The organism is Acinetobacter sp. NyZ410 (assembly GCF_022828975.1).
Classification (GTDB): Bacteria; Pseudomonadota; Gammaproteobacteria; order Pseudomonadales; family Moraxellaceae; genus Acinetobacter; species Acinetobacter guillouiae.
In genome coordinates, this window is record NZ_CP094620.1 from 4,643,455 (window position 1) to 4,655,338 (window position 11,884).

Annotated in this window: 7 protein-coding genes; 2 read left to right on the plus strand and 5 right to left on the minus strand. The window is 39.5% G+C overall.

The annotated features are described in order from the left end of the window. Positions 1-117: 117 nt before the first annotated feature. Entirely contained in the window at positions 118-963 is an 846-nt protein-coding gene (gene blaOXA / locus MTO68_RS21950) for an OXA-274 family carbapenem-hydrolyzing class D beta-lactamase (protein WP_244014351.1), read from the minus strand. 878 nt (positions 964-1,841) lie between these two features. On the opposite strand from blaOXA, the gene omp33-36 reads away from it, so the two are divergent. Further along, on the plus strand, positions 1,842-2,726 hold the full coding sequence (gene omp33-36, locus MTO68_RS21955; protein ID WP_004816498.1) for a porin Omp33-36: 885 nt from the start codon (positions 1,842-1,844) through the stop codon (positions 2,724-2,726). Between the two features lie 73 nt (positions 2,727-2,799). Here omp33-36 and MTO68_RS21960 read toward each other — a convergent pair whose 3' ends face one another. From MTO68_RS21960 to MTO68_RS21975, 4 genes are all read right to left on the minus strand, one after another. Beyond that, a complete protein-coding gene (locus MTO68_RS21960; protein ID WP_151956280.1) occupies positions 2,800-4,767 on the minus strand; it encodes a BCCT family transporter in 1,968 nt (655 codons plus the stop codon). Between the two features lie 167 nt (positions 4,768-4,934). Next, positions 4,935-5,615 (minus strand): ion channel, encoded by a 681-nt coding sequence (locus MTO68_RS21965; protein WP_034612723.1) that lies wholly within the window; start codon positions 5,613-5,615, stop codon positions 4,935-4,937. Between the two features lie 218 nt (positions 5,616-5,833). Then, entirely contained in the window at positions 5,834-7,549 is a 1,716-nt protein-coding gene (locus MTO68_RS21970) for a cation acetate symporter (protein WP_004816490.1), read from the minus strand. 1 nt (position 7,550) lies between these two features. After that, the gene (locus MTO68_RS21975) at positions 7,551-7,883 is read right to left on the minus strand and encodes a DUF485 domain-containing protein (RefSeq protein ID WP_004725226.1); all 333 of its coding nucleotides are present in this window, start codon (positions 7,881-7,883) and stop codon (positions 7,551-7,553) included. 185 nt (positions 7,884-8,068) lie between these two features. Between MTO68_RS21975 and MTO68_RS21980 the strand changes: the two genes are divergently transcribed. Then, positions 8,069-11,560, plus strand: a complete 3,492-nt coding sequence (locus MTO68_RS21980; protein WP_244014353.1) for a PAS domain-containing hybrid sensor histidine kinase/response regulator — start codon at positions 8,069-8,071, stop codon at positions 11,558-11,560. Positions 11,561-11,884 lie beyond the last annotated feature (324 nt).

Below are 11,884 nucleotides of genomic sequence, written 5' to 3' on the forward strand. Positions count from 1 at the left end.
ATATAAATAGAATTTGCATAAAATTGAACTTAGATAGAAATTCTCATGATTTGAAAATTTACCTTTTTTATTGCCCAGTTTCCCCCAATAAACTGGGCATTTTTTTATCTACTGCATTTATCTCAAATAAAAGAATAAGCCTAATTTATCCAAGATACTTAATGTCAGTTGCTTGCGTTCAGCAGGATCATCCCCTGTCTGCATGTGCATATTTAAAGCAAAAGCGGTGATCTGACCATTCGGCTGTTCCACCCATCCCGTATACCAACCCACTTGTGGCTGCACATCCATTCCCCAACCACTTTTGGCATAAAGCTTGGAATCACCCCGTCTTTCGACATAGAGCATATCTTTAACTTGTTGCTGTACAGCATCATCAAAAGGCAATGTTTTGTTTGCCAATTGATAAGCAAATTTAGCTTCTTGCTCTGGGGTAATTTTCAATGGGCCGACTAGCCAGAAATTATCTACCTGTTGACCAATTTGTGTATTGCCAAAACCAACACGCTTGACTTCTTTACTCATCAAATTCAAGCCAATACGCCGTGCCAACTCCTGATATACAGGTACGGCTGAAGCCTGCATTGCTTGTGCCAAGGTCATATCTTTTTCCCATGCAGGAAAAGATCTTTTTTCTCCATTCCACTTAAATACTTCTGTATTTGTCGCTTTCGCATGTTGCAAACCAATTAAGGCATTCAACATTTTAAAAGTAGAGGCTGGAATATAGGCAGTCTTGGCTCTATTTAAATCATTCCCATAACGTTTAAATTGAGTTCCATCATAAGTCACAAAGACGGCTTGAGTTTGCGCATAATTAAACAACAACGGGATTTCACTTGTTCTTTGTGATGACGCTGGATCATGCAAATTGGCATTAGAAACACAACCTGAAAATGCCACACTACTCAGAATGATCAATACACTGCTTTTTATTTTAGATTTAAATCGGTAATTACTCATAAACTTTACTTAGGCATTGACTCAATCTGAAATAGTGTAGATGAGCCCATGAATTATTTTTTAAATTGAATGTAAGAAAATATTTACAGGTGCAATATATTGGTGCATAATGCACTTCATTAGGGCAATTTATTAATATTCCTCAGCAGAATTTATTGATTTGCTCCAGATTTTGGCGAAAAATCCCAGTTTTCTTTGAAAATTGGGATTTTTTTTGGCAAGAATCATGCCAACATAATTCACCTTTTGCTTAATTATGCTACATATTGGTGCAATACTTTTATTGTCTGTTTAATGCGATTTGCTTTGAATTTTTAAATAAAAAAAAGCCCAACCTTGGGGAAAGCTGGGCATATAAACTCAAAATCTCAAAAAATTCATTTAAAATGAATGAACTTTATTGACTCATTATTCAAAATATCTTTTACTTTGTAAAACCTATTAAATTGATCGGATATAAATGAATTATCGTTTTTATGAATAATTGAGAATAAAACAACAATATTCACATGAAATGATTATAGAATCACAAATTAATTCTAAATATAAGCAGAATTTAATGACATTTTCTTGACATTGATCGCAAAACAACCATCGGTAATATCGATCAAAAAACACAAATAAACAATAAAACAAATGTATTAATTTAACAATTTGATATCTGTTTTATATGAAATAAAACTTTTGTCTGAATTTAGTCTGTTGTTCTAATTAAGTTTTTTTCCAGGTTGACGTAAAGCTATTTAAATGTACGTTTTTTAAACAATGTAAATTTCATGTATCTACTTTGTAAACAGTGGCCTTAAACGTCATTGACTTAATATCTTGTTACAATACAATGCCGTCTGTTTCACCAATTTCTCCTATTGGAAAAGATTATGAAAAAACTCGGTTTAGCCACTGCTTTATTATTAGCCATGACCGGCGCTCAAGCATACCAATTTGAAATTCAAGGTCAATCAGAGTATATCGATACAACTGAAAATGACAAAGATTTCACTGGTGGTTTGCAAGGTACTTACTACTTCAAAAATGTTGACTCTTCAAAAGGTCCATTGGCTGAAGCAGCGTTCTTAAACCAAGCATCAAATGTTTCTTTAGCATATAACTATGGCGAATTAGACGGTGGTGTAGTTGCACATAACTACGGCGCTAAAGCTGAACTTTATGTTCCAACTCCATATGTACCTGCATACGCAAGTGCTTCTTATAGCCACACAATCCTTGACGGTAAAAATGGCTTGCCAAATGATCAAGGCGATCGTTTTGCATTAGAAGTGGGTGCTCTTCCTACTCAAAACTTCTTAGTTGCTGTTGGTTATACTAACGTTGCTGACCAAGTTGCTTTAGATGCATTCAATGTTATGGGTAACGGCGTTGCTAAAGCGACTGCTGAAGCTGCAACAATTGGTGAAGACCAAGACGCAATCACTGCACGTGCTAAATACGTTGGCGGTATTGACGGTACAAATATGTCTTTAGCGTTTGAATCAGGCATCATCTATGGTGATGCGACTGCATACCAGTTTAAAACTGATTTCTATTTGAACCCACAATTAAGCGTTGGTGCTTCTTACGCAGCGTCTAGCTACGAAGGTACGCCTGATTCAGCTTGGGGTGCAAACGTAAACTACTTCATCACGCCTGCGATTGCAGTTGGTGCAAGCTACGTAAATGCAAACTACGAAAACAATAAAGGCCACGCAATTTCGTATGTTGGTGATACGCAAACTGTTGGCTTAAATGCTAAATTCCGTTTCTAAGTTGCTTAGAAATTGAATCAAAAAAGGACTCATACGAGTCCTTTTTTATTGCCTTTGTTTTTAAATAAACAACTTAGTTTCTCAGTACATTTAAGAAATGTAGATGGCGTTCATATTGATCAATGATGTCTTGAATCAAGTCTTCTTGCGTCCACTCCATTACATCATAGTTTTGACCACCTTCTCTTAAAAATATTTCTGCTTGATAAAAATCATCGGTTTCCTGATGTTCTTCATTCATCATAAAGCTTGGCGCAACCATTTTGCGTGCAATGACTTTATAGATAAAATTGAACTCATCATGATGATCCACACTCAGTTGAACACCGTCTTCGGTTTCTTTAATCACCACATTTAAATCACGGCGTTTAAACTCAAAACGAATACTTTCAAAAGCCTTAATCACATCAACCTGAATATAATGTTGTACTTCAGCCAACGTATGCGGATAGTGCATGATTAAGCCCAAACGTTGCTGCCAACTACGTGGGTTTTGCACAGCTCTCGGCGTGATTCTTGCCACTTGTAAAGCCTGCATTTTGGTGACATCTAAGCGCAATGCTTTGACTAAGCCCCAACACAACAACAGCATAATAAAGGTGAATGGTAAGGCACTCATCATGGTGGCCGATTGTAGTGCGCCTAGCCCACCAACCATTAATAGAATGATCGACAAGACCGCCATTAAAACAGTCCAGAACAAGCGTTGCCATATCGGCGAATTTTCTGTTTTCGCAGTGAGATAATCGGTCACCAATGCACCAGAATCTGCGGAGGTAACAAAGAACAACACCACCAGCAGTGTCGCAATAAGACTAAACACACCTGAAAAAGGCAGATGGGTTAAAAATTCAAACAATGCAACTGATGAATCTTTTTGTACCGCAGAAATTAGCCCAACCTGCCCTTGTTCCATGATACTGAACAAGGCAGCATTGCCAATAAAACCCATCCAGATCAAGGTAAAGCCTGTCGGAATAAGCAGTACCCCAACAATAAACTCTCGAATGGTTCGACCTTTTGAAACACGCGCAATAAACATACCAACAAATGGTGACCAAGAAATCCACCATGCCCAATACATGATGGTCCAACCACCAATCCAGCCATTTGATTGATAAGCATATAAATTAAAGGTCATGCTAAACAAATTCGAAATATATTGTCCAGCGTTTTGAATGGTTGCTTGTAGGATATAAATACTGGAACTGGCGAGGAATACAAAGCCTAACAATACCAAAGCTAAAATCAGATTCAGTTCAGAGAGTCGTTTAATTCCTTTGTCTAATCCGAGGAAAACCGACAACGAAGCCAGCGTACTCACCACAATAATCAAAAAGATTTGGGTGCTAATATTACTTTCCCAGCCAAATAAATAATTTAAGCCAGAGTTAATTTGCGTTACCCCAAATCCTAACGTGGTAGCCACACCAAATACCGTACCAATGGTGGCAAAAGTATCGACCGCATCTCCGATTGGGCCATGAATTCGTTGACCAATAATCGGAAACAAACCTGAACGAACTTTGAGTGGCAAGTTATAGCGAAAAGCAAAATAAGCCAGCGTTAAGCCAACAACTGCATAGATAGCCCAAGCATGTAAGCCCCAATGGAAAAAGGTAATTCTCATTGCTTCTTGGGCAGATTCAATGGTTTGTGGATCACCAGCAGGTGGATTGACATAATGCATGACAGGTTCTGCAACACTGAAGAACATTAACCCGATCCCCATACCCGCAGTAAATAGCATGGCAAACCATGACCCATTACTATACTCAGGCTGGCTATGATCAGGTCCAAGCTTGATTTTACCCATGTCAGAAAAGGCAATAAAAATCAGCACAATTAAAAATATTGCGACAGATAAAACATAGAACCAACTAAATGAATCGGTGATCCAGCGGTTCATCCTTTGAGTAATCAGTTCAAAGGCATTTGGTGCAAAGACAACAACGGCTAAAAAAAGCGCAATAATTCCAACAGTGCTCAAGAAAACATTTGGATTGACATTGTCAAACCAAGTGATTTTTTTGGAAGGCATATTTCCCCCAGGTTTTTATACTCAATGGACAGACTTTTTAAAGTCAAAAAAAGGCATTCACAGGTGTGAAAAAAGACGAATCCTGTAGAACAGCGATTGGATTCAGGCCACATTATAATTTAAATTAACATTTTCAACAATTTACTAAATGTAACAAGATCATTAGCTCATGATTTTGGTTTATTTTCAATATATTGCAAGGCAATCATCCGTGAGACGATCAGGGCAAAATACATCACACCACAGAACATTTGCAACATTGAAATCACCCGCGCAGCAGGTGCAACAGGAATCAAATCGGACAATCCCGTTGCCGATTGCAAACTAAAACTAATGAACAATAAATCCAGCCAAGATTGGTAGTCCGCAACATGATTTGGGTTTTGAAAACTCTGCGGAACCAGCAATTGACAAATACTGTATAAGAAGGCAAATCCCCATGCGATCAGGGTAAATACCGCACCCGCAGCAAACAGTTCATCTTTGGTTAAATAACGATCTGCAAACATATAGCGGATTAGGCCATATGCTGCACAAAAATAAGCAGCTGCTTCAAATGAATGTGCAAAGATTTGCAAAGTAACAGAATGAAAACCGATCAGCATCAGAAAGGACAGTACAAATGCCCCCGTGACAAAAGTTAAGCCCAACAGTGTAAATGTCGGTGTTTGTCGAATCACTTTGGCAATAATCAGTAATGCAGAGACACCGAGTAACCAAGTTAAAATTTGATAACTTCTGCTGGCATTGGTATAGACAGATAAAACTAAAATAAGCAGTTGGACCAACAATAACCATGCTGACGGTAATTGTTTAAAACCTTTCCAAAATTCGATCATTGAACGCATATTTTCTGATTCTGATTGTTCTTTTAAACATTCAAATTAACATATTCATGGGGTTTCTTAAATACTTTCAATTTTTCGTGATAATTCAACTGATCTATCAGCATAAAACAAGCTTTATATCGCTTAAAAGCTGAAACTGGGATGATTGAGTTCTGGCTTTGCATCGCCCATAAAAAAACACCTTCGAGAAGGTGTTTTTTAAGCTGATCTCAAATCACTTAGTGATCTGAAGCACCAGAGATACCAATACCTGTTTGTGAACGTACAAACTGTGCATCAAATGCTTTGCGCTCTGCTTCTGCACGTGCAGATTTGTCTGTCACAGAGAACAACCAGCAGCAGATGAATGCTAATGGCATAGCAAAGATTGCAGGACCATTGAATGAGTTGATCGGAGTATCAGAGATTTTTAATGTATCTACCCAAACTGCTTTAGATAAGATAATTAAAGTCACCGCTGTCACTAGACCGACAACACCACCTACAACAGCACCACGTGTAGTTAAGCCTTTCCAGAACATTGAAAGAACCAATACTGGGAAGTTTGCACACGCCGCGACAGAGAATGCTAAACCCACCATGAAGGCAACGTTTTGCTTCTCGAACAAAATACCTAAAATCATCGCAAAAATCGCAAGACCAAGTGTTGCAATCTTCGACATACGTAATTCAGATTCAGGGGTTGTTTGACCTTTTTTCAGTACGTTTGCGTACAAGTCATGTGAAATTGCTGAAGCACCTGACAGTGTCAAACCTGCAACTACCGCAAGAATCGTTGCGAATGCAACTGCTGAAATAAAGCCCATGAACAGATCGCCACCCACTGCATCTGCAAGGTGTACCGCTGCCATGTTGTTACCGCCAACTAATTCTAGTTTGCCAGTCACAGCCATTTTAGCAACATCAATAAATTGTGGGTTGTTTGATACGAAAAGGATCGCACCGAAACCGATAATGAAGGTTAATAAGTAGAAGTAACCAATGAAGCCTGTTGCAACAACCACAGATTTACGAGCTTCTTTAGCATCTTTAACTGTAAAGAAACGCATAAGAATGTGTGGTAAACCTGCTGTACCAAACATGAGTGCTAAACCAAGTGACAAAGCATCGAGTGGGTTTTTCGCCAAACTGCCTGGTCCCATAATTTTGGTTGCATCATCAAGACTGACATCATGTACTTTTGCAAATACATCAATAGACTGTCTGAACATTTCAGAGAAGCTATAACCGACAGAATGCATCACCATGAACGCCATGAATGTTGCACCTGAAAGTAACATCACTGCTTTAATGATCTGTACCCAAGTTGTTGCCAACATGCCACCGAAGATCACGTAAGCCATCATCAGAAGGCCAACAATCACAACTGCGATGTTATAGTTCAAACCAAATAACAGTTTGATCAACTGACCTGCACCCACCATTTGAGCAATCAAATAGAAAGCCACAACTACAAGCGAACTGATTGCTGCAAGTGTACGTACTGGTTTTTCTTCTAAACGGAAAGAAACCACGTCAGACAGGTTATATTTACCTAAGTTACGTAGACGCTCAGCAACCAAGAACAATACGATTGGCCAGCCAACCATGAAACCCAGTGAATAAAGCAAGCCATCAAAGCCTGAGCTAAACACCAATGCAGAAATACCCAAGAACGATGCAGCAGACATATAGTCACCTGCAATCGCTAAACCATTTTGGAAACCAGAGATACCACCACCAGCGGTGTAGAAGTCTGCAGTATTGGTAGTTTGTTTTGCAGCCCATTTAGTAATAAATAAGGTTAAACCAACAAAAATTGCAAACATAATGATTGCATGCCAGTTGGTCGCTTGCTGCTGAGCTTCACCTAAATCTGGGCCTGCTTGTGCAACAGTAGAAAGCAGTGCAGTAGATGCAAGAGCTGCTTTAGTCTTTAAAGAGTTCCATTTCATCTTAGTGCAGTCCTTTTTCGTGGGCGATTGCTTCTACTTCTTTCATTGCATCTGCATTCAATTGATCCAATTTATTGTTGGCAATATATGAGTACACACCACACAATACGAAAGATAAAACAATAATTCCTAGACCTAAAGGAATTCCCCAAGTGGTGATGCCACCACTAAATGAACTCATTAAAAATTCTTTGTTATAGCCAACTAAAAGCATAAATCCAACATAAACGAACAACATAATTGCAGTTAATGTCCAGCTTAATTTACTTTTTTTAGCAACCATTTCCTTGAATTTTGGATTTTGTAGAATCGCCTCTACCTGTCTCTCATCCATAACCATGCTCCTTGATAAGCGACCAGAACGCTGGTTGCTTTTTTTAGTCTTTTTTTACATGGTCAAAATTAACAATATTGTGGGGTTCTCGTAACTTAGACTTTGGTCGTTAAATTTTGAGCAAAATAAACGAGACAGTTCATGTATGCGTTATTATAGGCGCAGCTTTTTATACTGTAGTCCTTATGAACAGTTGGTTAATTATAGGGGTTCTGGCCCTTTACATCCTCATTCTATTCGTTTGTGCCTTCTTTGGTGAGAAGCATGCGAGTCGATTAAGCACGCGCGGCAGGATGCTTCTCTTTAGTCTAACATTGGGCGTATATTGCTCATCTTGGACGTTTTATGGAGCAACAGGTGCTGCAGTACGTGAGGGGATTATTTTCCTGCCGATTTATTTAGGACCTTTATTATTTGTCTGGCTAGGTTATGACATTTGGCGCCGTTTAGGTCGCGTTCGACAACATCATGCGATTTCTTCGATTGCCGACTTTGTCGCAGCACGTTATGGTAAAAGTGGAACATTAGCGTCCTTAGTGACCATCTTGGCTGTAATCGCCATCATTCCTTACTTAGCACTACAATTACGCGCCATTGCGCTTAGCGCTTCCGTCATGCTCGATCACAATACCCAAGTGGTCTCCACCACCACCAATGGTGTGCTTGGTCTTACCGCTGTATTGGCGATCTTGGCCATGATGTTTGGCACAAGACAAATTGCCAATACCGAACAACATGGCGGTTTAATGCTTGCCGTTGCTTTTGAATCATTTGTAAAACTATTTGCCCTGCTCTGCGTGGCATTTTTCTTTATTTTTGATCATCCACAAAATATTGTACAAATCTCACAGGATGTGCAAAAAACTTTTCATGAAGTACAACTGTTTGGTGTGCCAGATACCTTCTGGGTTCAAACATTACTCGCTTCATTGGCGATTATCTGTTTACCACGTCAGTTCCATGTGGCCGTGGTTGAATTACGCGATGAAAAACATATACGTGGTGCAAGACGGTGGTTTGCTGCATATTTGATTCTGACCATTATTGCCATTATTCCAATCGCCAGTTGGGCACTGCATGCAGCACCTAAGTATCTGACCATTCCTGATGTTGCAGTACTCTCTTTACCGATTAGTTATAACCAAGACTGGTTATCTTTACTGGCATTTTTAGGCGGTTTTTCAGCATCAACAGGTATGCTATTAGTCTCTTCTGTGGCACTGTCCATCATGCTCAGTAATGACTTGATTATGCCTTCTCTATGGAAGTTTGGCATTCTTTCTCGTCATGACAAACGCTTACCACAGGTACTTAAATTTACCCGTCGTGTGTGTATTTTAGCGGTAATGTTACTCGGATTTTTATTCTTCCACTTCTTTAATGATATTGACCAATTATCTACCTTCGGACTATTGGCTTTTAGTGCGGTTGCACAATTTTCACCGGCTTTAATTGGTGGTTTATACTGGCGTGGTGGAAGTCGCCAAGGGGTTTATGCAGGCTTGGTTGTAGGCTTTATCCTTTGGTCATATACCTTATTATTGCCAACGATTTTACGTAGCTTACCTGTTGAATATAGCCAGTTTGCACATCAATTTTTGATGTTTGGACCTTTAAATATTGAATGGTTAAGACCAGAAGCCTTATTTGGTTTTGAATCTTTTGCCCCGCTTACTCATGGTGTAATCTGGGCACTTGGTTTAAATATTACCTTATATATTTGGGTCTCTCGTATTTATCGTCCTAGTATTGCTGAACAAATACAGGCAGAAAGCTTTTTCTATTATGAAACCAAGCCCTTACCTGCACAAAATACCTCTACCGATATTAATTATTTACACCATGATGTCGCTAAACTTAAAGTTGGTGATCTGATTGCACTAGCCAAACGGATTACTGGTGAAGGGCCAGCAACCCATGCCTTTCAGCAATTTTGTACCATGAACAATGTGGTGCTCAATGAAAATAGCAGTGCCAATGGGATGTGGTGGCGGTTCACTGAACAATACCTCGCAGGCACAATCGGGGCAGCCTCTGCACGGACATTACTCACCACGGCTATGGTCAATAATGGCTTGGCATTGGGCCAAGTGGCAAATATTCTCGACCAAGCGTCACAATGGCAACGCTTTAATCAAAATCTTATCATGACCATGATTGACCACATGACCCAAGGGGTCAGTGTGGTTGATGAAAACATGTGTTTAGTTGCTTGGAACAACCAATATTTAAAGCTGTTTGATTATCCAAAAGATTTAGTCTATGTCGGTTGCCCAATTGCCGATTTGATTCGTTATAACGCAGAGCGTGGCGAATGTGGTCCAGGCTCGGTAGAAGAACATGTACGTAAGCGAATTCATTGGATGAAAGTCGGGAGCGCACATGAGTTTGAACGGATTCGTAAAGATGGCCGTGTGATTCAAATGCGTGGTAATCCCATTGAAGGTGGTGGTTTTGTTACGACCTTTGCGGATATTACTGCATTCCGTGAAAATGAAGCGGTACTTGAAGCACGTGTGTCTGATCGTACCCAACAGCTTGCAAATGCCTTATCTGAACAACAACTGGCACGTGAGCAAGCCGACAAAGCCAATATGTCAAAAAGCCGCTTTATTGCAGCAGCCAGTCACGATTTGCTTCAACCGATGCACGCAGCACGCTTATTCAGTACTGCTTTAGAACAAAGCGTACAATCGGATGAAGATCGTAAAACCTTACAACAGCTTGATCGTGCCTTACATGGTGCTGAGAGTATGTTGTCTGCCCTTTTGGATATTGCACGACTGGAAGGTGGTTCAATCCAACCGAAACGCCAAGCTTATCCACTGCATGATTTATTAAGTGATTTAGAACTGCAATTTAAATCAATCGCCGCACAACGTAATATCCAATTGCGTGTCCATGATGCTCAATTCTGGATTGATACCGACCCACAATGGATCCGTCGTATCATCCAAAACTTTGTCAGCAATGCCTTGCGTTATACTGCTCGCGGACGTGTGATTGTTGGTGTGTTACGCGCGTCTAATCGCCCAAATCATATTCGTATCGGTGTCTGGGATACCGGTCCAGGGATTGCAGAAGAACAACGCATTAAGCTGTTTCAAGAGTTTGAGCGTTGTGGACATACCTCGCCATGGGGCGAACAAGGCCTAGGGCTTGGTCTGGCAATCGTCCAACGTATGACCAGTTTGCTTGATTATCCTGTGCATGTTTATTCTGAACTAGGTAAAGGCTCGTGTTTTATGATTGATGTGCCAATGGTAGCAGCGCCTAAACTGGTTTCATCACCTGTACAAGCGGTACCATTAAAAGCCAAAGCTTATAAAATCTTATGTTTGGACAATGATGATACGATTTTGGAGGGTATGACAACGCTACTGACCAAATGGGGTTATCAAGTCTTTAAAGCCACTGAACCTGAACAAGCGTTGGAAATTATTCAAAAAGAAAATATTCAAGTCTGGTTGGTTGATCAGCATTTAAATCACGGCAAAATTGGCTTAGATTTTATTGTCGAAAACCGTCAGGAAAATGTTCCTTCAGCACTGATTACTGCAGATTCTGATCCTGAATTACCAGAGCGTGTTAAAGACCTCAACGTGGTGTTGTTGAAGAAACCATTGAAGCCTGCTTCTCTACGTGCATGGTTATCTGGCTTGAAGATTTCTAAATAATCTTCCACTACGTTCAACCCTTTTCAGTTTATTGATCACGTTCTTCTTTAATGTTTTGAAACATTTACAACCTCTAGACCATTGCGTTCTAGAGGTTTTGTAACGCAATTTTTTAAGTGGAATAGCAATTTTTTTTAAGCTTTGTGCAAAAGCATTCAAAAAAAAGCAAAACTCGAACCCATTTATTGACTAAAAACTTCAAAGCCCTCTTTTCTATGGCAAATAACATCAAAATAGTAAATATACACTTGTATAGTTAGTTACAATTTTCTATTTATATGATTTTAAAAAATAAAAAACTACTTTTCACCCTGTCTACAACTT

Coding starts and splice junctions, on each gene's coding strand:
- MTO68_RS21980 (WP_244014353.1), top strand. CDS start 8,069: ATGAACAGTTGGTTAATTATAGGGGTTCTGGCCCTTTACATCCTCATT.
- MTO68_RS21965 (WP_034612723.1), bottom strand. CDS start 5,615: ATGCGTTCAATGATCGAATTTTGGAAAGGTTTTAAACAATTACCGTCA.
- MTO68_RS21960 (WP_151956280.1), bottom strand. CDS start 4,767: ATGCCTTCCAAAAAAATCACTTGGTTTGACAATGTCAATCCAAATGTT.
- MTO68_RS21970 (WP_004816490.1), bottom strand. CDS start 7,549: ATGAAATGGAACTCTTTAAAGACTAAAGCAGCTCTTGCATCTACTGCA.
- omp33-36 (WP_004816498.1), top strand. CDS start 1,842: ATGAAAAAACTCGGTTTAGCCACTGCTTTATTATTAGCCATGACCGGC.
- blaOXA (WP_244014351.1), bottom strand. CDS start 963: ATGAGTAATTACCGATTTAAATCTAAAATAAAAAGCAGTGTATTGATC.
- MTO68_RS21975 (WP_004725226.1), bottom strand. CDS start 7,883: ATGGATGAGAGACAGGTAGAGGCGATTCTACAAAATCCAAAATTCAAG.